At 57.8% G+C, this 22,306-nt stretch carries 23 protein-coding genes; 7 read left to right on the forward strand and 16 right to left on the reverse strand.

What is annotated here, in order from left to right; translation table 11 throughout:
* Positions 1-6 precede the first annotated feature (6 nt).
* From AC4PR2_RS11850 to lrhA, 3 genes are all read right to left on the reverse strand, one after another.
* A complete protein-coding gene (locus AC4PR2_RS11850; protein ID WP_004936039.1) occupies positions 7-681 on the reverse strand; it encodes a NuoB/complex I 20 kDa subunit family protein in 675 nt (224 codons plus the stop codon).
* A 15-nt stretch (positions 682-696) separates the two neighbouring features.
* Positions 697-1,134, reverse strand: a complete 438-nt coding sequence (nuoA, locus tag AC4PR2_RS11855) for an NADH-quinone oxidoreductase subunit NuoA (RefSeq protein WP_443014439.1) — start codon at positions 1,132-1,134, stop codon at positions 697-699.
* Between the two features lie 707 nt (positions 1,135-1,841).
* Positions 1,842-2,786, reverse strand: a complete 945-nt coding sequence (lrhA, locus tag AC4PR2_RS11860) for a transcriptional regulator LrhA (RefSeq protein ID WP_004936045.1) — start codon at positions 2,784-2,786, stop codon at positions 1,842-1,844.
* 857 nt (positions 2,787-3,643) lie between these two features.
* Between lrhA and AC4PR2_RS11865 the strand changes: the two genes are divergently transcribed.
* Together AC4PR2_RS11865 and yfbR are read left to right on the forward strand one after the other, a co-directional pair.
* Positions 3,644-4,858 carry a pyridoxal phosphate-dependent aminotransferase gene (locus AC4PR2_RS11865; protein WP_004936047.1) on the forward strand — a complete coding sequence of 405 codons (1,215 nt, stop codon included), beginning with the start codon at positions 3,644-3,646 and terminating at the stop codon, positions 4,856-4,858.
* Between the two features lie 107 nt (positions 4,859-4,965).
* Complete coding sequence (yfbR, locus tag AC4PR2_RS11870) at positions 4,966-5,565, forward strand: 5'-deoxynucleotidase (RefSeq protein ID WP_025303666.1); 600 nt, start codon at positions 4,966-4,968, stop codon at positions 5,563-5,565.
* A gap of 27 nt (positions 5,566-5,592) precedes the next feature.
* On the opposite strand, the gene AC4PR2_RS11875 is transcribed toward yfbR, so the two are convergent.
* The 4 genes from AC4PR2_RS11875 to yfbV all read right to left on the reverse strand — a co-directional run bounded on the left by AC4PR2_RS11875 (position 5,593) and on the right by yfbV (position 9,289).
* The gene (locus tag AC4PR2_RS11875) at positions 5,593-7,443 is read right to left on the reverse strand and encodes an SLC13 family permease (protein WP_072265425.1); all 1,851 of its coding nucleotides are present in this window, start codon (positions 7,441-7,443) and stop codon (positions 5,593-5,595) included.
* A 78-nt stretch (positions 7,444-7,521) separates the two neighbouring features.
* Entirely contained in the window at positions 7,522-8,178 is a 657-nt protein-coding gene (locus AC4PR2_RS11880) for a sugar phosphatase (protein ID WP_147840078.1), read from the reverse strand.
* Positions 8,179-8,195: 17 nt separating this feature from the next.
* A complete protein-coding gene (locus tag AC4PR2_RS11885; RefSeq protein WP_016926898.1) occupies positions 8,196-8,690 on the reverse strand; it encodes a YfbU family protein in 495 nt (164 codons plus the stop codon).
* Between the two features lie 143 nt (positions 8,691-8,833).
* Positions 8,834-9,289, reverse strand: a complete 456-nt coding sequence (gene yfbV / locus AC4PR2_RS11890; protein ID WP_004936061.1) for a terminus macrodomain insulation protein YfbV — start codon at positions 9,287-9,289, stop codon at positions 8,834-8,836.
* A gap of 358 nt (positions 9,290-9,647) precedes the next feature.
* On the opposite strand from yfbV, the gene ackA reads away from it, so the two are divergent.
* Both ackA and pta read left to right on the forward strand, forming a co-directional pair.
* Positions 9,648-10,850 carry an acetate kinase gene (gene ackA, locus AC4PR2_RS11895; protein ID WP_055312511.1) on the forward strand — a complete coding sequence of 401 codons (1,203 nt, stop codon included), beginning with the start codon at positions 9,648-9,650 and terminating at the stop codon, positions 10,848-10,850.
* A 74-nt stretch (positions 10,851-10,924) separates the two neighbouring features.
* Positions 10,925-13,084, forward strand: a complete 2,160-nt coding sequence (gene pta, locus AC4PR2_RS11900) for a phosphate acetyltransferase (RefSeq protein WP_049203683.1) — start codon at positions 10,925-10,927, stop codon at positions 13,082-13,084.
* A gap of 71 nt (positions 13,085-13,155) precedes the next feature.
* On the opposite strand, the gene AC4PR2_RS11905 is transcribed toward pta, so the two are convergent.
* From AC4PR2_RS11905 to AC4PR2_RS11935, 7 genes are all read right to left on the reverse strand, one after another.
* Complete coding sequence (locus AC4PR2_RS11905) at positions 13,156-13,578, reverse strand: putative T6SS immunity periplasmic lipoprotein (RefSeq protein WP_197786511.1); 423 nt, start codon at positions 13,576-13,578, stop codon at positions 13,156-13,158.
* Positions 13,575-14,114 (reverse strand): hypothetical protein, encoded by a 540-nt coding sequence (locus AC4PR2_RS11910; RefSeq protein WP_084827354.1) that lies wholly within the window; start codon positions 14,112-14,114, stop codon positions 13,575-13,577. Before AC4PR2_RS11910 ends, AC4PR2_RS11905 begins: the two co-directional genes overlap by 4 nt.
* 208 nt (positions 14,115-14,322) lie before the next feature.
* The gene (locus AC4PR2_RS11915; RefSeq protein WP_060420040.1) at positions 14,323-15,297 is read right to left on the reverse strand and encodes a transketolase family protein; all 975 of its coding nucleotides are present in this window, start codon (positions 15,295-15,297) and stop codon (positions 14,323-14,325) included.
* Complete coding sequence (locus AC4PR2_RS11920) at positions 15,290-16,141, reverse strand: thiamine pyrophosphate-binding protein (protein WP_197803821.1); 852 nt, start codon at positions 16,139-16,141, stop codon at positions 15,290-15,292. Before AC4PR2_RS11920 ends, AC4PR2_RS11915 begins: the two co-directional genes overlap by 8 nt.
* A gap of 13 nt (positions 16,142-16,154) precedes the next feature.
* Positions 16,155-17,534 (reverse strand): PTS ascorbate transporter subunit IIC, encoded by a 1,380-nt coding sequence (locus tag AC4PR2_RS11925; RefSeq protein WP_492175168.1) that lies wholly within the window; start codon positions 17,532-17,534, stop codon positions 16,155-16,157.
* A gap of 23 nt (positions 17,535-17,557) precedes the next feature.
* Complete coding sequence (locus tag AC4PR2_RS11930) at positions 17,558-17,839, reverse strand: PTS sugar transporter subunit IIB (protein WP_025303676.1); 282 nt, start codon at positions 17,837-17,839, stop codon at positions 17,558-17,560.
* A gap of 92 nt (positions 17,840-17,931) precedes the next feature.
* On the reverse strand, positions 17,932-18,375 hold the full coding sequence (locus AC4PR2_RS11935; RefSeq protein ID WP_038876423.1) for a PTS sugar transporter subunit IIA: 444 nt from the start codon (positions 18,373-18,375) through the stop codon (positions 17,932-17,934).
* 310 nt (positions 18,376-18,685) lie between these two features.
* Between AC4PR2_RS11935 and AC4PR2_RS11940 the strand changes: the two genes are divergently transcribed.
* Entirely contained in the window at positions 18,686-19,705 is a 1,020-nt protein-coding gene (locus AC4PR2_RS11940) for a LacI family DNA-binding transcriptional regulator (RefSeq protein ID WP_004936083.1), read from the forward strand.
* 54 nt (positions 19,706-19,759) lie between these two features.
* On the opposite strand, the gene yfcD is transcribed toward AC4PR2_RS11940, so the two are convergent.
* Positions 19,760-20,305, reverse strand: coding sequence for an NUDIX hydrolase YfcD (gene yfcD / locus AC4PR2_RS11945; protein ID WP_004936086.1), 546 nt, complete (start codon positions 20,303-20,305; stop codon positions 19,760-19,762).
* 99 nt (positions 20,306-20,404) lie between these two features.
* Positions 20,405-20,956, reverse strand: a complete 552-nt coding sequence (yfcE, locus tag AC4PR2_RS11950) for a phosphodiesterase (RefSeq protein ID WP_033635338.1) — start codon at positions 20,954-20,956, stop codon at positions 20,405-20,407.
* A 233-nt stretch (positions 20,957-21,189) separates the two neighbouring features.
* Here yfcE and yfcG point away from each other — a divergent pair, with 233 nt between their 5' ends.
* Together yfcG and folX are read left to right on the forward strand one after the other, a co-directional pair.
* Complete coding sequence (gene yfcG, locus AC4PR2_RS11955; protein WP_055317045.1) at positions 21,190-21,819, forward strand: GSH-dependent disulfide bond oxidoreductase; 630 nt, start codon at positions 21,190-21,192, stop codon at positions 21,817-21,819.
* A 111-nt stretch (positions 21,820-21,930) separates the two neighbouring features.
* Complete coding sequence (folX, locus tag AC4PR2_RS11960; RefSeq protein WP_063988979.1) at positions 21,931-22,302, forward strand: dihydroneopterin triphosphate 2'-epimerase; 372 nt, start codon at positions 21,931-21,933, stop codon at positions 22,300-22,302.
* Positions 22,303-22,306: the final 4 nt, after the last annotated feature.

A 22,306-nucleotide genomic window follows, 5' to 3' on the forward strand; every position in this document is an offset into this window, starting at 1 on the left:
AACGTCTTAAATCTCGTCAGGCGTCCGGAGGTTGGTCACCGCGATGCGCTCGCCGTGTTTACGCTCTCTTTCAGACTGCATATTGGCGCGGTAAACGCCCTGATCGCCGACAACCCACGACAGCGGGCGACGTTCTTTGCCGATGGATTCCTGCAGCAGCATCAGCGCTTGCATGTAGGCTTCCGGACGCGGCGGGCAGCCGGGAATGTACACGTCGACCGGCAGGAACTTGTCCACGCCCTGCACCACGGAATAGATGTCGTACATGCCGCCGGAGTTGGCGCAGGCGCCCATCGAGATCACCCACTTAGGCTCCAGCATCTGCTCGTACAGGCGTTGGATGACCGGGGCCATCTTGGTGAAACAGGTACCGGCCACCACCATCAGGTCAGCCTGACGCGGGGAGGCGCGCAGTACTTCCGCACCGAAACGCGCCACGTCGTGAACGGCGGTAAACGACGTCACCATCTCCACGTAACAGCACGAAAGGCCGAAGTTATACGGCCAAATAGAGTTTTTACGCCCCCAGTTCACCATGTCATGCAGCGCATGTTCGAGTTTACCCATGTAAACCGTGCGGTGGACCTGTTGTTCCAGGGGATCGGCGACGATCTCCTGTTTTTGCAGGGGATAACGGTCGTTCTCACCGTTCGGGTCTATGCGGGTGAGCGTATAGTCCATCTTAATGCCTCGCTGTTACTGCGGATGACTGTTGGTGTTAGTGATCGTGCTCGGTTTGCTGCGGCGTTGGGAACGCGCCGGAGTCCAATCCAACGCGCCGATGCGCACCAGATAAACCAGACCGGCCAATAGCACCAAAATGAAAATGGCGGCTTCGATAAAGCCTACCCAACCGCTCTCGCGAACCGAGACCGACCAGGCATACAGGTATAAGGCTTCAACGTCGAAAATAACGAAGAACATGGCCACCAGGTAGAACTTGGCGGACAAGCGCATGCGCGCCGTACCGACCGAGTCGATGCCTGATTCAAACGGGATGTGTTTGGCGCGCGCCCGGGCTCTCCCGCCCAAGAAGAACGCACCCAGCAGCATTAAGCCGCAAAGCCCGATAGCCACGACGAGAAATACGGCGAGCGCCCAGTGATGAGCGATAACTTCAGTGGTTGTTGACATACTCTATGCTTACTCATCAAAAGTGGCGTCGATCGCGCTGCTCTTGTCACCGGCAGTTAGTGCGCCACATCGATTTAAGGGAAGGATAAATAACCACACAAACAAACTGCTTTTACAGCGAGTTAGGCAGCGTTTTTCTGTGGGCTTTTTACTCCTTTCTATAACCTTTTGTCAACTTTGACAAAAGTATCTACACACTAGTTTACATACGTATCATTTGATTAACATTTGATGCGCCAGGGGCTGGCTAAATCGTGTCAGTTAATTTTTGTGTAGAAACAGATAGATATAAACCAACGTGCACATTTCAGTTTTACTATACCATTGTCTCAGGAATTCCCTGTTCTTCCACTCACTACCTAGGGGTATTTTTTTGATCCAGGACACGTTTTCAGCATAAATCCTCAAAAAAAGTGTGGCCCTTTAACAATTTTCCTCAAATTAAGCCGCAAAAACGGCCGCTATAAGCTAACAAAATAACCCTGCTATTACCATGCCTTTAACCCATTCAATCTTATTGCTCAAAAAACAAACTCAGCGTCTTAAACCCGGCCAAACTCTCTTTTCAGTAACGCTTAAAAGTTAATAAAACAGCCAACTCATAACAAAATCGTCATTAAATCCCTATAACAGTAAAAATCGCCAAAAAAAGGGCAAAAAAAACCTCCGCCGAAGCAGAGGTTTTCATCAGATCTAACGCCGCGGCGTTATTCTTCTTCGTCCACCAGGCTGGCGTCATCCTGATCGCCCTGGAGACCGGCTTCCGCGCCGTTGAAGCCATAACCGTCATTACCGCCCTGCATTGCGCTGAAGATGGCCATCGCCAACTCATTGCTGCACTGCGCGTTTTTGCACAGCGCATACTGGGTATCCGGCAGCGGCGGCAAACCTTCCACCGCCCCCAGCACCCGCAGATCGGGGCTCATCATCTCGATCGGCCGCGCGGTCACGCCCAGGCCGGCCTTACAGGCCGCCCGCACTGCGGACAGCGTGGAGGCGACGTAGGCGATTCGCCAAGGGATACCGGCTTCGTCCAGCTGCTTGATCGCCAGCGCGCGGAACGGGCTTGGCTCATCCATCACCACCAACGGGATCGGTTCGCCCGCCTGATAGTGGTAATCGGCGGCGCAGTACCACAGCGTCGGCGATGTGCGCAGCACGATATGCGGATGTCCGGCCGGATCGGCCGTGGTCACCGCCAGATCGATCTCGCCCTCTTCCAGCAGATCGACCATCGTCGTGCTGCGCTTTACGCGCACGTCAATGGCCAGCTTCGGATAGATGGCGGTCACGCGGTTCAACAGGAAAGGCAGAATGGTATCGGCGGTGTCGTCGGAAGCGCCGATGGTCAGAACACCTTTAATATTGTTGTACATCAGCGAGGTACAGGCTTCGTCGTTAAAGCGCAGGATCTTCCTGGCATAACCGAGAAGCTGAATACCATGCTCAGTCAGGAGTTTGTTACGCCCATGGCGGGCAAACAGTTCTTTGCCGACCAGTTGCTCTAATCGCTGCATTTGTTGACTGACGGCTGATTGAGTACGGCATACGGCAACCGCCGCCGCCGCAAAGGTATTCAAATCAGCAACCGCAACAAAGGTTCTTAGCAGATCGAGGTCGAGATTAAGTATCGGACGATTTGCAGTTGTCATAGTGTATTCTTCACTTTTTTAAATTCTAATTTACGAACTACTACCCTGGTGTGTTTCTCAGACGCCGTTGAAAAGGACGGAGCCTGTTATGACAGTACCCCACTCATAAGTGGAGGGCAAAAAAATTACTTATGATTCGTTACCTCTATCGCTTTTTAAAATGCGATCTATCGATGGTGCTTATAGAACGCGGGGGACTGAATACCGGTGAAAAGGGAAAACCCCCCACCGAACCTGAGATTTTACTCATTCATACTGCCTAATTTCCACTCCATTCGTGCTACTGAGAACCCTTATCAACCGGCGTTCAGACTGCATTACAGAGCAAAAAAGATAAATAATTAACGCTACCGACTTCGTGTTACCACTCAATGAATTTAATAAATTCAATCAGTAAGATTTTTGCTTTAAATAATAATCCTATAACCACATAAACAATGCTTAAGGTAAAATATAAAGTAAAGCTAATGTAAATATGTCATTTTTCTTAGTGTGGTGCGCTAACTGACACCCCGCTATCAGACAACTCCGGTATTATCGTTCCTTTACAGTTTATTGAAGCCTATTCTCCCTTTCGGCTTATCAGTTTACTGCTGCCGGCCGCGCTCGCCGGCACGTCGCGTTTATCGAGGCGGGATTTTACAGAACAAAACCCTAGTAAAATTATAGTTCATGAAATTATGAACCACAAAATAACTTTACCTTTGCTTATCATAACTAAAATCCCCCGTTACGACATGCATTTGCACCAAAGGCGTGCAAAACCCTTCAAAAGCAACTACGCCAGGAGTACATTGGGCGGGTTGCGGCGTCCCACGGTAGGAGCGCCCCTATCCCAGCAAAAGGCTCAACTTTTTATGTCCCCCATTGAGAAATCCAGCAAACTGGACAACGTCTGCTATGACATTCGCGGCCCGGTGCTTAAAGAAGCTAAACGTCTTGAAGAAGAAGGCAACAAAGTCCTGAAACTGAACATCGGCAACCCTGCCCCGTTCGGTTTCGACGCCCCGGACGAAATCCTGGTCGACGTGATCCGCAATCTGCCCACGGCGCAAGGCTACTCCGATTCCAAAGGCCTCTTCTCGGCACGTAAAGCGATCATGCAGCACTACCAGGCGCGCAACATGCGTGACGTGACCGTTGAGGATATCTACATTGGCAACGGCGTCTCGGAGCTGATCGTCCAATCCATGCAGGCGCTGCTCAACAGCGGCGACGAAATGCTGGTGCCGGCGCCGGACTACCCGCTGTGGACCGCCGCGGTATCGCTGTCCGGCGGCAAGGCCGTGCACTACCTGTGCGATGAGCAGGCCGGCTGGTTCCCGGATCTGGACGACATCATCAGCAAGATCACCCCGCGCACCCGCGGCATCGTGATCATTAACCCGAACAACCCGACCGGCGCGGTTTACAGCAAAGCGCTGCTGGAACAGATCGTCGAGATCGCCCGTCAACACAACCTGATCATCTTCGCCGACGAGATCTACGACAAGATCCTGTATGACGAAGCCGAGCACCATTCGATCGCCGCGCTGGCGCCGGATCTGCTGACCGTGACCTTCAACGGCCTGTCGAAAACCTACCGCGTGGCGGGCTTCCGCCAGGGCTGGATGGTGCTGAACGGGCCGAAGAAGCACGCCAAAGGCTATATCGAAGGGCTGGAGATGCTGGCTTCGATGCGCCTGTGCGCCAACGTGCCGATGCAACACGCCATTCAAACCGCGCTGGGCGGTTATCAGAGCATCAGCGAATTCATTCAGCCTGGCGGCCGCCTGTACGAACAACGCAATCGCACCTGGGAACTGCTCAACGACATCCCGGGCGTCTCTTGCGTGAAGCCACAGGGCGCGCTGTATATGTTCCCGCGCATCGACGCCAAGCGCTTCAACATCCACGACGACCAGAAGCTGGTGCTTGATCTGCTGCTGCAGGAAAAAGTGCTGCTGGTGCAGGGCACCGCGTTCAACTGGCCTTACCCGGATCACGTGCGTATCGTCACCCTGCCGCGCGTAGATGAACTGGAAATGGCGGTCGGCAAGCTGGGCCGCTTCCTGGAAGGTTACCACCAGTAATCGCCTGGGGCGCAGCGCCTTGCTGCGCCCTTCTCTCATTGCCCGGTTGCAAAATTCGCCGTCACTGCTTCACAATGGGGCCCTCACTTGCCGTTAAAGAGAGCACCATGAGCCAGAGCCATTTCTTCGCCCATCTGTCCCGTCTGAAACTGATTAACCGCTGGCCGCTGATGCGCAACGTGCGTACCGAGAACGTCTCCGAACACAGTCTGCAGGTGGCCTTTGTCGCCCACGCGTTGGCGGTGATCAAGAACCGCAAATTCAACGGCAACCTCAACGCCGACCGCGTTGCGCTGCTGGCGATGTACCACGACGCCAGCGAAGTGATCACCGGCGACATGCCGACGCCGATCAAGTACTACAATCCGCAGATCGCCCATGAATACAAGAAGATCGAAAAGATCGCCCAGCAAAAGCTGCTGGACATGATCCCCGCGGAGCTGCGCAACGATTTCCGCACCATTCTCGATGAGCACTACTACAGCGAAGATGAAAAGCAGGTAGTGAAGCAGGCAGACGCGCTGTGCGCCTACCTGAAATGCCTGGAGGAACTCTCTGCCGGCAACAACGAATTCACCCTGGCCAAGGCGCGGCTGGATAAAACCCTGGAACAGCGCCGCAGCCCGGAAATGGACTACTTCATGGACGTGTTCATTCCCAGCTTCAGCCTGTCATTGGACGAAATCAGCCTCGACAGTTCGCTGTAACCCCGCCGGCGCAGCCTCGCTGCGCCGTTAAAAGCCGTAGAGCCACGGCACCACAATCACGCTGACCACCATCACCAGCAGAGTGAACGGCACGCCGAGACGCACGAAATCGCCGAACTTGTAATTGCCCGGCCCCAGCACCAACGTGTTGACCGGTGAAGAGACCGGCGTCATAAAGGCGGCGGACGCGGCGATGGCGATAATCATCGCAAATGGGTATGGCGAGACGCCCATTTCGCGCGCGGCGGCGATGGCGATCGGCGCCATCAGCACCGCCGTCGCGGTGTTGGAAATAAACAGGCCGATGGTGGCGCACAAGACGAACAGGCACAGCAGCATCACGCGCGGCCCCGCGCCGCCGGCGACGTCCATCAGCCCGCTGACGATCAGATCCACCCCGCCGGTCTTTTGCAGCGCCTGCGCAAACGGCATCATCCCGACGATCAAAATAATGCTCGGCCAGTGGATCGATTTATAGGCGCTTTCCATATCGATACAGCGGAACTTACCCATCAGCAGGCAAGCGATCAGCGCCGCGATCGGATTGGGGATTTCGTCGGTCAACATCATTGCCACCATCAACGCCAGGCAAAACAGCGCGTGCGGCGCCTGCGTGATCGCCGGCGCCACTTCGTCCACCTCAGCCGGCAGGTTGAGCACGATAAAGTCGTGGGTTTTGGCCTGCAGCTGACGGATCGCCTTCCAGTCACCGATCACCAGCAAAATGTCGCCCAGCTCCAGCGGCTCGTCCACCAGCTTGCCGCCCAGCGTCTCGCCGTGGCGGCGGATGCCCACCACGTTGAGATCGTAGCGGCTGCGGAACGCCGCTTCGCGCAGGCTTTTGCCCAGCAGCGCCGAGTCCGGGATCAGCGACACTTCCGCCATGCCGACGTTGCGCGACTGTTCAGAGAAGTAATCGCCGCGCAGCACCATCGGCTCCAGCCGCTGCTCGCCGCAGAATTCGCGCAGATCGACCTGGCTGTCCGACATGTCGATCAAAAGAACGTCGCCCTCGCGCAGCTCGGTGCTGCCAGAGGCGCTGACCATCACCCGCCGGAAGCGTTTCCAGCGCTCGATACCCACCACGTTGGCGCCATAACGCGCACGCAGGTGCAGTTCATCCAGCGAACGCCCGATCAGCGGCGAAGCGCTGCGGACAGCCAGCCGCCGCGCGCGACCGGTCAGCTTGTAGTCGCGGATCAAATCGCGGAAGGTACGGCGCTGCCAGTCATCGCCGGCTTTGCCCGTTTCACCGCTGCCCAGCCAACGCCGGGCGATCAGCATGTAACCGACGCCCAGCGCCAGCACCACCAGGCCAATGGGCGTCACGCTGAAGAAACCGAAACCATGGATGCCTTCTCGCACCAGCTCGCTGTTGACCACCATGTTGGGCGGCGTGGCCACCAGCGTCATCATGCCGCTGATAAGCCCGGCGAAGCTGAGCGGCATCATCAGCCGCCCCGGCGCGATCTTCATTCTGGCCGTCACGCTGAGCACCACCGGGATAAAGATCGCCACCACGCCGGTCGAGCTCATGAACGCCCCCAGCCCGGCGACCGTCACCATCAGCAGCATCAACATTTTGGTTTCGCTGCTGCCGGCCACTTTCACCAGCCAGTCCCCCACCTGATAGGCCACGCCGGTGCGCACCAGCCCTTCGCCGATCACGAACAGCGCCGCGATCAAAATCACGTTGGGATCGCTGAAACCGACCGTCGCCTCCTGCAGGCTGAGCGTGCCGCTCAGCACGAAGGCGATTATCACCAACAGGGCCACCACGTCCATGCGCAGCTTGTTGGTGGTAAACAGCACGATGGCAATCAGCAGTAAACTCAGCACCCACAGTAATTCGCTGTTCAAAACGGCCTCATCCGGCAAATGTCCAAGGGTCTAAAAATAGCATAAAAAAACCCCGCCGAAGCGGGGTCTAATCAATTAGGGTGAAGATAATGCCGCTCAGGCCAGCCGGCGAACGATCGCGCCCTGCGCCGTTTTATCGACGGCGATCTGCGCCAGCGAATCCAGCCGCAGGTCGACCTGCTCCAGCTTCGGCGCATCCGCCGGCGCGTTGACCGCAATCACCTGGCAGCCCGCCGCCAGGCCGGAGAGAATGCCGGCCGGCGCGTCTTCAACCACCACGCACTCGTGCGGCGCAAGCCCCAGGCGCTCGGCGCCCAGCAGATAGGCGTCGGGCTGTGGCTTACCGTGTTTAACCTGCTCGGCGGTGATGAACACCTCCGGCTGCGGCAAACCGCCGGCCTGGCGGCGAGCGCCGGCCACCGGCACCGAACCGGAGGTGACGATCGCCCAAGGGATACCGAGCGCGTTCAGGCGCTCCAGCAGCGCAATCGCGCCCGGCAGCGCGCGAACGCCGTCGGTATCCTGCGCTTCGGCCTGCTCCAGCAGCTGGAACTCGCGCTGAATTTCCGCTTCGCTTTCGCCCGGCATAAAGTGGCGCAGAGAAGTAATGGCCTGTTTACCGTGAATGAAATCCAGCACCGCTTGCGGGTTGACACCGCGGCGCTCGGCCCAGTGCGTCCAGGCGCGCTCTACCGCCGGCAATGAATCCACCAGGGTGCCATCAAGATCGAACAGAAAACCCTTACACTCCACAGAAAACCTCTTCTTAATCAAGCATTGATGATTTGCGCTATCTCAACGGCGCTCAGGTGATACTGGCGCGGACAGGCCAGCCAGATCGCCAGCATACGCTGGTATTTTTCCCACATTTTGGTCTGGGCGTTGAAACCGTGGCTGCCGGAATCGAAGTGAGTATAACGCCCCTCGGTGCTGACCAGGAAACGCACGTAGCTCAGGTAGCGCGCTTCGGTGGCGGCGTCGAAGCCGAGAAACGCCAGGCGGCGCTCGTCCAGATCCTGCTTCTCTTTCAGGTTGCCCCAGGAAACCTGCAGCGCATGGTGCATCTCCATCACGTTGATGATGGTGCGGCACACCTCTTCGCTCAGTTCGCCGAAGTCGCGATCCAGTTCGCGCATTTGCAACCCGAAGCCGCGTTCGACGATGGTTTGCAACCGGCGATAACGGTCGCCGTTGTCCGGGTCGAGCAGGGTCATCATCTTGTACTGGTTCGACAGGATCAGCCGCTGGGCGTTGGTCATTTCCATCAGGATTTCCTCATTTCTGTGTGATGGCGGGAGCATCGCACAGCGCAAGAACGCAGGAAATCACAACTCGACCGTTCTTTGATTTAAACCGGGGTTATTGGCGCTTTGACGAAAAAGGCCGCATCAACGCGGCCTTTTCTCAGTTACAGATCGTCGAGGAAGGTTTTGTCCAGCTGCTTAAAAGCACGTTTGAGCAGATCGGCCAACGTCTGATAGGTCGGCGTGCCTTCGAGCGGCGCGACCGCCTGCCCGGCTTCCGTCAGCTTGTTGCGCACCTCATGGAACCATTGCAGCAGCGTCGGCGGCAGCGGCGTGACCGAACGGCGCCCCAGCCACCACAGTCCCTGCATCGGCAGGCTGCAGGCGAACAGCGCGGTAGCGATCGCCGGGCCGAGCTGACCGCCAAGCGCGATCTGCCAGGTCAGCGTGAAAATCGCCAACGGCGGCATGAAACGGATAGCGAAACGGGTGGCACGCGCAACGCGGTTCTCCGGAAAGACCGGTGCCAGACGTTTGTCCGACGGCCAGGTTTTCATATAATGCTGCCCGCGCTGGAAGACCTGAAACCAGCTTACGGAACCGGACGGTTTGCTCGTCATTGCGTACCTCAACGTCACGTAAAGAAACTAAAAGCGTGCTGCCAGAGACCATACTAAAAAATTTGAAGCTTTAAATTTATTTTGTGTTTGCACCGGGCTATCGGTATCCTAAGCCGGCCTTGTGGCCGGTAGAAGATGACGCAAATTTTGTCAACTTTTAGCCCTATAAAAATCAAGATTATTTAAACCGCAGAGAAATCATCGGTTTTTCCATCATCCTGTGATTTGTGCACTTCACATGATGTTAATCATAAATGTCATCGGCACTATGCGCTACGCTTGTTGTCTGATTGACGATTAATTCACCACGTGTTTTCGATTTTCTTTTAACAACACGACTATTTAAGTAGGTACTTCCATGTCGAGTAAGCTAGTACTGGTTCTTAACTGCGGCAGTTCTTCTCTGAAATTCGCCATCATCGATGCCGTTAACGGCGACGAATTCCTCTCCGGTTTGGCCGAGTGTTTCCACCTGCCTGAAGCTCGCATCAAGTGGAAAATGGACGGCGCCAAACACGAAGCTGCCCTGGGGGCCGGCGCTGCACACAGCGAAGCGCTGAACTTCATTGTTAATACTATTCTGGCACAAAAACCAGAGCTTTCTGCGCAGCTGACCGCTATCGGCCACCGCATCGTGCACGGCGGCGAGAAGTTTACCGCTTCCGCCGTGATCAACGACGAAGTTCTGCAGGGTATCAAAGATTCCGTGCCGTTTGCACCACTGCACAACCCGGCTCACCTGATCGGCATCGCGGAAGCGCTGAAATCCTTCCCTAACCTGGCCGACAAGAACGTTGCCGTGTTCGACACCGCGTTCCACCAGACCATGCCGGAAGAATCTTACCTGTACGCCCTGCCGTACAGCCTGTACCGCGACCACGGCGTTCGCCGCTACGGCGCACACGGCACCAGCCACTTCTACGTGACTCAGGAAGCCGCGAAGATGCTGAACAAGCCGGTAGAAGAAGTGAACGTGATCACTTGCCACCTGGGCAACGGCGGTTCCGTTACCGCAGTGCGCAACGGCCAGTGCGTTGACACCTCCATGGGTCTGACCCCGCTGGAAGGCCTGGTGATGGGCACCCGCAGCGGTGACATCGATCCGGCTATCATCTTCCACCTGCACGATTCTCTGGGCATGAGCGTTGACCAGATCAACAAGATGCTGACCAAAGAATCCGGCCTGCTGGGCCTGACCGAAGTCACCAGCGACTGCCGTTACGTTGAAGACAACTACGACAGCAAAGCCGACGCCAAACGCGCCATGGACGTGTTCTGCCACCGTCTGGCCAAATACATCGGCGCATACAGCGCCCTGATGGAAGGCCGTCTGGACGCGGTGATCTTCACCGGCGGCATCGGCGAGAACGCCGGCATGGTGCGTGAGCTGACCCTGAACAAACTGGGCCTGCTGGGCTTCGAAATCGACCACGACCGCAACATGGCCGCTCGCTTCGGCAAATCCGGCGCCATCACCAAAGACGGCAGCCGCCTGGCGCTGGTGATCCCGACCAACGAAGAGTTGGTCATCGCGCAGGACGCATCCCGCCTGACCGCGTAATGCTCTCAAAACACCGTCAGCCCAGGCTGACGGTGTTGTTTTAGCCTCATGTTAATCGTGAAGAGGACTATTCTGTGTCACGTACTATTATGTTGATCCCCACCGGCACCAGCGTCGGCCTGACCAGCGTCAGCCTGGGTGTCATCCGCTCCATGGAGCAAAAAGGCGTTCGTCTGAGCGTGTTCAAGCCTATCGCTCAACCGCGCACCGGCGACAACGCGCTCGACCAGACCACCACCATCATCCGCAGCAGCAACTCCACCATTACGGCGGCCGAACCGCTGCGCATGGACTACGTCGAGGGCCTGCTGAGCTCCAACCAGCAAGACGTGCTGATGGAAGAGATCGTGGCGCGCTACCACGAGAACACCAAAGACGCGGAAGTGGTGCTGATCGAAGGCCTGGTGCCGACCCGCAAGCATCAGTTCGCCAACGCGCTGAACTACGAGATCGCCAAAACACTGAACGCCGAGATCGTCTTCGTGCTGGCGCTGGGCAACGACTCCCCGGCGCAGCTGAAAGAGCGCATCGAACTGGCGCGCACCAGCTTCGGCGGCAGCAAGAACAAAAACATCACCGGCGTAATCATCAACAAGCTGAACGCACCGGTCGACGATCAGGGCCGCACCCGTCCTGACCTGTCCGAAATCTTCGACGACTCCACCAAAGCCAGCATCGCCCACGTCGATCCTGCGCAGCTGTTCGCCAACAGCCCGCTGCCGGTTCTGGGCTGCGTGCCGTGGAGCTTCGATCTGATCGCCACCCGTGCCATCGACATGGCTCGCCACCTGAAGGCCCGCGTGGTCAACGAAGGCGACATCATGACTCGCCGCGTGAAGTCCGTGACCTTCTGTGCGCGCAGCATCCCGCACATGCTGGAACACTTCCGCCCGGGCTCTCTGCTGGTGACCTCCGCAGACCGTCCTGATGTGCTGGTTTCCGCCTGCCTGGCGGCGATGAACGGCGTGGAAATCGGCGCCATCCTGCTGACCGGCGGCTACGCCATCGACGAGCCGATCAAGAAGCTGTGCGAACGCGCCTTCCAGACCGGCCTGCCGGTGTTCATGGTCGACACCAACACCTGGCAGACCTCGCTGAGCCTGCAGAGCTTCAACCTCGAAGTGCCGGCGGACGACCACCAGCGCATCGAGAAAGTGCAGAACTACGTGGCCAGCCACATCAACACCGAGTGGATCGACTCGCTGACCGCCACCTCCGAACGTTCACGCCGTCTGTCTCCACCGGCGTTCCGTTACGAGCTGACCGAGCTGGCGCGTAAAGCCGGCAAACGCATCGTGCTGCCGGAAGGCGACGAGCCGCGCACCGTGAAAGCGGCAGCCATCTGCGCCGAACGCGGCATCGCGGAATGCGTATTGCTCGGCAACCCGGACGAGATCCAGCGCGTCGCGGCAGCGCAAGGCGTTGAGCTGGGCAAAGGCATCGAAATTGTCGATCCGGTCGCCGTACGTGAAAACTACGTGCCGCGTCTGGTTGAGCTGCGCAAGAGCAAAGGCATGACCGAAGTGGTCGCGCGCGAGCAGCTGGAAGACAACGTGGTGCTCGGCACCCTGATGCTGGAACAAGGCGAAGTCGACGGTCTGGTCTCCGGCGCGGTTCACACCACCGCCAACACCATCCGTCCGCCGTTGCAGCTGATCAAAACCGCGCCGGGCAGCTCGCTGGTGTCCTCCGTGTTCTTCATGCTGCTGCCTGACCAGGTACTGGTCTACGGCGACTGCGCGATCAACCCGGATCCGACCGCCGAGCAGCTGTCTGAGATCGCCATCCAGTCTGCGGATTCCGCCGCGGCCTTCGGCATCGAGCCTCGCGTAGCGATGATCTCCTACTCCACCGGCAACTCCGGTGCGGGCAGCGACGTCGAGAAAGTGCGCGAAGCGACCCGTCTGGCGCAGGAAAAACGCCCGGACCTGATCATCGACGGCCCGCTGCAGTACGACGCCGCCATCATGGCCGACGTTGCCAAGTCCAAGGCGCCGAACTCACCGGTAGCCGGCCAGGCGACCGTGTTCATCTTCCCGGATCTGAACACCGGCAACACCACCTACAAAGCGGTACAGCGTTCCGCTGACCTGGTCTCCATCGGGCCGATGCTGCAAGGCATGCGCAAGCCGGTGAACGACCTGTCGCGCGGCGCACTGGTTGACGATATCGTCTACACCGTTGCGCTGACGGCGATCCAGTCTTCCCAGGCTGATGCTGCCGCCAAGGCGTAATTCATCGCCAAACGAAACAAGGGCCGGCATTGCCGGCCCTTGCTATTTCATTCATCCCTTCTCTCGCTTTATTACTCCGCGCTGGCAATAACCTGCAAAATCTGGCCGTCGCTGATTTTCAGCGAGAAACTGCGCTGCCAGAAACGTTTGGAATCTGCATCCTGAGGATCCACGGTACTGATTGCCACGGTGTATAGCGCATTGCTCTCAAATGCCTTGAACGAGTATGGGATACATTGGCCGGGCGTAATCGTCTCAACGGGCTTCGGTGGTAGAGTGGTCCTGCGCCAGAGCTCATGCGTTTGACTATCCAACCGTTGTTCAATAGCGATGCTGACCAGACTGACCCTGCCACTCTGTGTTGAGTAGGTTTGCGGTAAAGAGAAACAGAGATCATTTCCCCGCAGCGTAATGTCCGCAGCGTAAAAACGTTGCTTTTCAAGCATACAGCCACTGAGCAACATCATCATGATGAGGGTATAGATTCTTCTCATTTCAGGTTTTTCCTGTCGGCAGGAGAATTAAGAAATCCTTTCAAAACATGCTCATAACGGCTTTTCAAATCAGGACCTATAATACCTTGCATCAGTTTCACCTCAAACCACCGTTCTTTGCCATAACGAGAAAGGATGAAGTAATCTGCAAGAAGGCTGGCTTGTGCCTCCATACCATAATCAGCTAAGGAGTAGTAATCAGGCAGCGAGTATTTATAAGTTACCGCCCAGCTCATTATTCCCCGCAGCCGGACGTTCATCCCCATCTGATACTGCCATACGTGGGCCATTTCATGCATGAACCACCATAGGTAGCGCGTTGTTTCTGTGGAAAAATCTTCCCTGAAGTGTTTTTCAGGCCAATAAAGTTCACCATTAGGCGTAACGGCCGTTTCCTCATTCTGCAAACCAAACGGGAAATAGCTCGCGTTATGCACTTTAACAAGACTGTAGTCGATGGCATTTTTATAGAGAAAACGGGATAGTGTGATCTCGCCTAGCGTCAGCCTTCTGAACGAGCCTCTTGTTGTTATCATTATTCACTCCATGAATATAACTTATTGTATTTATTAGATTGTTTTTATTATCTCTTTTTACCCAAGCATTGGCCATCTATTATCCATTAAACACAAAAAGCCCCTTAAGGGGCTTCTCAGTTGATAACGTGTGAGTCATAACTCAGATACTGGGCAGGAAGGTATGTGCTTTATACATAGCACCAGACCTCATTCGTTACAGCAGTTGTTATTGACTCGAGAACTGTTTTTGCAGCAATTGCCCGGCAGCCTCCAGAATATGCTCGGCGGTCAGGCCGTACTCCTGCTGTAGAAATGCCTGGGTGCCCACCTGGCCGTAACGCTCCTTCACCCCCACGCGCCGCATTGGCGTCGGGCACTCTTCCGCCAGCACCTCCGCCACCGCCGATCCCAGCCCATTATGAATGCTGTGGTTTTCACAGGTGACGATGCGCCCGGTTTTGGCCGCATAGGTTTTGATCAGTTCACGGTCGATAGGCTTGAGGGTGAACATATCGATCACCGCCGCGCTGACGCCCTGCTGCGCCAGCATCTGCGCCGCCTTCAGCGCCTCCGCCACCATGATGCCATTGGCGATCAGCGTAATGTCGTCGCCGTCGCGCAGCAGGTTGCCCTTGCCGATGGTAAAGCGCGAGCCCTCCTGGTAGATGCGCGTCGCCTGCTTGCGAATGGTGCGCACCCAGTAGAAGCCGCGCAGATCCATCAGCTGGCGCAGAATATCGGCGAACATGGTGGCGTCGGTCACCTCCAGCACCACCGAATGCGCCAGCCCGCGCACGATGCCCATATCCTCGAACGACATGTGGGTGCCGCCGTTGTGGCAGGCGCTCACCCCGGCGTCGGAGGCGATTACCTTGACGTTGTTGCGCTGATAATCCAGCGACATGAACAGCTGATCGAAACAGCGGCGGCTGGCAAAGGCGGTAAAGGTATGCACGAACGGCACCCGGCCGGTAAGCGACAGCCCGGCGGCGACGCCGATCACGTTGGCCTCCATGATGCCGCAGTTGATCACGTGCTGCGGGTGATCCTTGTGCACGCCATCCATCGCCATTGAGCTCATCAGATCCGCCTCCAGCGCGATGATCGGCGCGCCCGCCTCAATCTGCCGACGCACCGCGCCGGCGTAGACTTTGCGCATTTCGACGGCGTCGTTTTCCAACTGCGTCACTACGTTAAACATAGGCGGCCTCCAGTTCGGCGATGGCTTTTTCGATTTCCTGCTGCACGTCCGGCGTCAGGCGCAGGTGGTGAGAGTTCGACAGGTTTTCCAGATAGGCCACGCCCTGCCCTTTGATGCTGTCGAGCACGATCGCCAGCGGCCGCTGTTCGCCGCCGCGCGCCGGCGCCACCGCCGCCAGCAGCGCCGCGATGTCGTCGCCCTTGATGGTCTGCACCTCAAAGCCGAAGGCGCGGAACTTGGCGGCCAGATCGAACGGTTGGATCACCTCGTCCAGCGCGCCGTCCAGCTGTTGCTTGTTGTAATCGATGAACAGCGTCAGGTTGTTCAGATTGTGGTGGGCGATAAACTGGAACGCCTCCCAGCACTGCCCTTCGTTCAGTTCCCCGTCACCGAGGATGCTGAACACCCGATTGCGACGCCCCGCCAGCCGATGGGACAACGCCATGCCGGCGGCGATCGACACGCCCTGCCCCAGCGAGCCGGTGGTGGCGTCCACGCCGCGCGTGCGCAGCCGGTCCGGGTGGCTCGGCAGACGCGTGCCGTTCTGGTTGAGGGTCTTCAGCTCCGCCAGCGGGAAGTAGCCCTTGATCGCCAGCGTGCTGTACAGCGCCGGGCCGGCGTGCCCTTTCGACAGCACGAAGTCATCGCGCTCCGGCCAGTCCGGATCCGCCGGATCGATGCGCATCACGCTGCCATACAGCACCGCCAGCGTCTCAACCACCGACATGCAGCCGCCGTAGTGGCCGAAGCCCAGCCCGGTCAGCGCTTTCAGCGTTTCCAGGCGGATCGCCCGCGCCAGGGTATGCAGCTCTTCAATTTCCGTTTCGCTCGTTGTGTAGTTCATCAGTCTGCCCTCGTTATTTCTCGACGCGGTCAGCGGCCGGCGCGCCTTTGCGTTTTCCCAGGAAGTTATGCGCCACCAGCAGCGCGAACACGGCGACGATCGCCAGCATGATCATCTCCTTCGACATAAAGCGCGCCATATTGCCCAGCAGGATGCCGATCGCGCCGAAGTCGGCGTCGGAGAAGGTGGTGTTGGCAAAGCCCAGCGCCCCCAGCACCGGCAGCAGCAATACCGGCAGGAAGGTGATCAGCAGCCCGTTGGCGAAGGCGCCCAGCATCGCGCCACGCCGCCCGCCGGTGGCGTTGCCGAACACCCCGGCGGTAGCGCCAGTGAAGAAGTGCGGCACCACGCCGGGCAGGATCAATACCATCTTCAGCTGCCCCAGCAGGAACAGCCCGGCCAATCCGCCAAGGAAGCTGAACAGGAAGCCGATCAGCACCGCGTTGGGGGCATAGGGATAGACCACCGGGCAATCCAGCGCCGGCCGCGCATTCGGCACCAGCTTTTCCGAGAAGCCGGTGAACGCCGGCACGATTTCCGCCAGAATCAAACGCACGCCCTGCAGGATGATGAACACCCCGGCGGCGAAGGTGATGGCCTGAATGATCGAATACACCAGGTAGTTCTGGCCGCCGCTGAGCTCGCTTTCCACATAGGCCCGCCCGGCGCAGATCGCCAGGATCAGGTAGATGACGATCATGGTCATCGAGATCGAAATGGAGCTGTCGCGCAGGAAGCTGAGGTTTTTCGGCAGGTTCATCTCCTCGGTCGAGCGCGAGTTTTTACCCACCTTCGAGCCGATCCAGCCGGACAGCACGTAGCCCAGGGTGCCGAAGTGGCCGAAGGCGATATCGTCATTGCCGGTGATGCGGCGCATATAGCGCTGGGCGATCGCCGGGAAGAACGCCATCACCAGCCCCAGGGTCAGCGCGCCGGTAAACACCAGCTGCACGCCCTCGAAGCCCGCCACCGTTAGGATGATGCCGATCATGCAGGCCATGTAGAAGGTGTGGTGGCCGGTCAGGAAGATGTATTTCAGCCGGGTGACGCGCGCCACCACGATATTCGCCACCATGCCGAACGCCATGATCAGCGCGGTGGAGGCGCCGTATTTCTCCAGCGCGATGGAGACAATGGCTTCGTTATTCGGAATGATGCCCTGAATATTGAACGCGTGTTCGAACATGCCGCCCAGCGGATTGAGCGATCCGACCAATACCGTGGCGCCGCCGCCCAAAACGATAAAGCCGAGAATGGTTTTTACCGTGCCTTTTACCACGTCGGAAAACGATTTTTTTTGCGCCAGCAAACCGATCAGCGCAATAAGCCCGACCAGTACCGAAGGCACCTTTAATATATCCACCACAAACTTAAGCGTTTCCTGGATAAACATATCCACCTCGCCAATCGTTTTATTCAGATGATTGAGTGGGCTTCGAAGTAAGCGCGCAGCTTGGCTTCCAGCTCATTAATGTCGATGATGTTGCTGATCACCACCAGCTGCTCGGCCGGTACGCTGGCGCTGTCGGCGATGTCTTTCGCCATCACGAACACGTCGGCGGCGCCGGGGGTGGCGGACGACAGATCGGAGTGTTCGACCTCGGCCTCCACGCCCATCTTTTTCAGCACCTTTTTAATGTTCATTTCCACCATAAAACTGCTGCCGAGACCGGAACCGCAAATCGCCATGATTTTCATAATATCCACCTGTTGAATTTAGCGTGTAGGGTAGCGCCGCCGGTCATATTCCCGGCGTTGTTAGCATTAATAGTGTTCCTGGTGATTAAGCGTTAATAGCGGGCGATAATATCCTCGATTTGCCGTTTATCTTTGGCGTGAAATAACGCCTCCATGGCCTGATTGTCTGAAAATAACTCCGCCAGTTGCGAAATCAATTCGATGTGGCTGTCGCCGTCGGGCGCCGAAAGCATCACCACCACCTGAACCGGATCGTTATCCGCGGAATGAAAGTTCACCCCCTGATGGATCTTCAACAGCGATAATCCCAACGCGTTGGCGCCCTCTTCGGGCCGGGCGTGCGGCATGGCGATGCCCGGCGCCAGGACAAAGTAAGGCCCGAGCTTCTCCTGCTGATGAAAGATGGCCGTCAGGTAATTCGGCGTGATCACGCCGTCTTGCAGCAGCGGCTGCGCACTCAGCGTTACCGCCTGGCGCCAGTCCTCCACCCGTTCGCACAGCTGTATATGATCGGCGGTCAGCCACTCTTTCAGCACGTTACCCTCCTAAAGGTTGATGGTTTCGGCCGGTGATTAATTCACCGACGACGGTAAAACTTTAATCAACCCCACCCGGCCACACAGTGATGGATATCACAAAGATAGCGCTACCAAAGCGCTATCATGCAGATCTGTGATAGCGCTATCAAAACGCCGCACCGCGGCATGGCGTTAACCACAATTTTTTCTCGCTATTTCGGGTAACGGGGTAGAATGTGCCGCATACGGGGATCGTCGAAGCCGCGCCGTCGGCTTCCCGCCCTCACCATTTTTATGCGCCGCGCGCGCATTTCAGTCGGGATTAGGCATGTCGATCGGTAAAAAACGACGCAGCACGGGCAGGGTGACGTTGGCTGACGTAGCGCAGCTGGCGGGCGTCGGCACCATGACGGTGTCGCGCGCGCTGCGCACGCCGGAGCAGGTTTCAGACAAACTGCGCGAGAAGATTGAAGCCGCGGTGAGCGAACTGGGGTATCTGCCCAACCTGGCCGCCAGTTCGCTGGCGTCGGCCTCGTCCTACACCATTGCCATGGTGGTGCCCAGCCTGTCCGAATCCGGCTGCGCCGAGATGTTCGCCGGCCTGCAGAAAGTGCTGCAGCCGGCCGGTTATCACATCATGCTGGCGGAGTCGCAGCATCACCTAGAACGCGAAGAGAAATTGCTGGAGACCCTGCTCTCTTACAACCTGGCGGCGGCGGTGCTGCTCAGCGTCGAGCATTCGCAAAACGCCCGCAACGCGCTGATCGCCGCCAACATTCCGGTGGTGGAGATCGGCGCCGTGCGCGCCGATCCTATCGACATGAGCATCGGCATCGACTACGTGGCGGCCATGTATCAGCTGACGCAAACGGTGATCGCCAGCGGCTATCAGAACATCGGGCTGCTGTGCGCCAATCAGGAACAGTGGATCTTCCAGCAGCACCTGCAGGGCTGGCACAAGGCGCTGCTGCGCAACCATATGTCGCCGCATCGGGTGATCAACGCCGCACAGCCCGCCAGCTTCAGCACCGGCGCGCAGCAGCTGCCGGAATTCCTGCTGGCCTGGCCGGAGCTGGACGCGCTGGTGTGCGCCTCGGACGAACTGGCCGGCGGCGCGCTGTATGAATGCCAACGGCGGCGCATCAAGGTGCCGGACAATCTGGCGGTGGTGGGGTTCGGCAACAGCGAGTTCAGCCGGGTCTGCCAACCGCCGCTGACCACCATGACCATTCCGCATCGCGACATCGGCATTCAGGCCGGCCAGGCGCTGCTGGCGCGCCTGAACGAGCAACCCTGGCAGCCGGCAGGCTCCCTGCCCGCCACGCTGTGCCGCCGCGACAGCTGCTGAATCCGCGCCATAAAAAAAGCCGGTCGATGACCGGCTTTCTCACGCGTTGGCGTCTCAGTGGTTGTCGAGCGGCTTACCGTAATCCTGTTCGTTGTTGCGCGTCAGCCACAGCGACAGCGCCTTCAGCGAATCCGGGGTAAACTCGTCGCAGCGCGCGGTGATCTCTTCCGGCGTCAGCCAGCACACCTCGGCCACTTCTTCTTCCTGCAGCGCGAACGGGCCGTGCGAAACGCAGCTGAACAGCGCGCCCCACACCCGGCACTGCTCTTCTTCGAAGTAGAACAGACCGTGTTCGGCGAAAGGCACACCGGCGATGCCCAGCTCTTCTTCCGCCTCGCGGCGCGCCGAATCCAGCACGTTTTCACCGCTTTGCACTACGCCACCCGCCGTTGCGTCCAACCAGCCCGGGTAGAAGTCCTTGATCTCGGTGCGACGCTGCACCAGAATTTTTCCCATCCCATCATGCACCACAATATAGGTAGCACGATGACGCAGCCGCTCCGCCCGCATCTGTTGACGACTGGATTGCGCGATCACCTCGTTTTGCTCGTCGACGATATCAACCCATTCGGTATCTGCAGCCTGACCCTGTTCCGCCATCCTCTAAAACCTTCTATTTTGGCGCGATGCATCCCGCGCGCTGGTTAATCAATGAGTGTTTTTCAAAGATTTTTATTGTGTGTGTATAAATTAGTGCGTTTAGCGTGTTAACGCCACCTCCGCGACGACCTTGCCGTCGTCGAGCGTCAGCACGCGCAAAGTGCCCCGATCCAACATGCCGTAGCTGGCCGGAAAGCCCCCTTTGGGAATGCTGACCGAGCCCGGATTGAAGCAATAGATCTCACCCTGCCGCTCCGCCTGCGGCAGATGCGTATGGCCGTAGGCCAGGACGTCACCGCGGGATAACGGCGGCAGTGCCGAGGGATGATAAAGGTGACCGTGGGTCAAAAACAATCGTCTTTTTTGCAGTAAAACCTGTTGCCAGGGCGCCTCGATGGGAAACGTCAGCAGCATCTGATCGACCTCGCTGTCGCAATTGCCGCGAACGGCGATGATCTTGTCGCTATAGCGATTCAATCGTTCGGCAACCTGAGCGGGCTGATACCCTGCCGGCAGCGCGTTGCGCGGGCCGTGATTCAGCAAATCACCCAGAAGAATCAACCAGTCGGCGCCGTTTTGTGCGAACAATTCCAGCACGCGTTCGGTGGCCGGCAGCGAGCCGTGGATATCCGAGGCGAACATCAGCTTCATAACCTTGTCCTATAGAGGGAAATAAGCGCCATTTTACCGCGCCGGCGCCGTGCGGCAAACCGCCGTCCGCCCCGGTGGAGAATTGTGATCCAACCGCGCAGATAGCATCGGACGAATCCCACATAGCCTGCTATCCTTAGCTGCTATTGTTGGATCTCTGATATACCTTTGTGCGCGGCGAAGACCGCAGCAACGTGTAATGAATTACAGATCACCTTACCGCAGGAGGCAACATGATTGACCTGTATTACGCGCCTACTCCCAATGGTCACAAGATCACCTTGTTTTTGGAAGAGGTCGGCTTACCCTACCGTATCCATCGCGTAAACATCAGCGCCGGCGAGCAGTACAAACCGGACTTTCTGAGCATTTCTCCCAACAACAAAATCCCGGCGATCGTCGATCAGCAACCGGTGGACGGCGGCGCGCCAATCAGCCTGTTCGAGTCCGGGGAAATCCTGCTGTATCTGGCGGAGAAAACCGGCAAGCTGTTGAGCAAGGGCCTGCGCGAACGCGCCGCCACCCTGCAGTGGCTGTTCTGGCAGGTGGCCGGTTTCGGGCCGATGCTCGGGCAGAATCACCACTTCAACCACTACGCGCCGCAGCCGGTGCCTTACGCCATCGAGCGCTACCAGCTGGAGACCAAGCGGCTGTACGGCGTGCTGGAAGCCGAACTGCAAAAACACCCGTACCTGGGCGGCGACAACTACAGCATCGCCGATATCGCCACCTACCCGTGGGTGGTGTCGCATCCGCGCCAGCGCATCGATCTGGCGGATTACCCGGCGGTGCGCAACTGGTTCGAGCGCATCAGCAACCGCCCGGCGACCGAGCGCGCCTATAAGCTGGCTGAACAGGGCTAACCCCCGCTCCCCGACTCCCCGCCGCCGGGGAGTCACATCGCCCCTGCGTTATCATTTCCCTACTTTCCGTGTATTCTGAACGCCAATAATCAGACCTATGGAGAATCTCTGATGTCTTTCAGTCAACCCGACGCCGTTATTCGCATTAAAAATCTGCGGTTGCGCACGTTCATCGGTATCAAGGAAGAAGAAATCAACAACCGACAGGACGTCCTGATTAACGTGGCGATCCACTACCCGGCGGACAAGGCGCGCAACAGCGAAGACATCGCCGACGCGCTCAACTACCGCACCATCACCAAAGCGATCATCCGCCATGTGGAAGATAACCGTTTCGCGCTACTGGAAAAATTAACGCAGGATGTGCTCGATATCGTAAAAGAACATGCCTGGGTGACCTATGCTGAAGTGGAGATAGATAAACTTCTGGCCCTGCGCTACGCCGATTCGGTCTCCATGACCATGAGCTACCGCCGGGACTAACTCA

The organism is Serratia sp. A07, assembly GCF_058725505.1.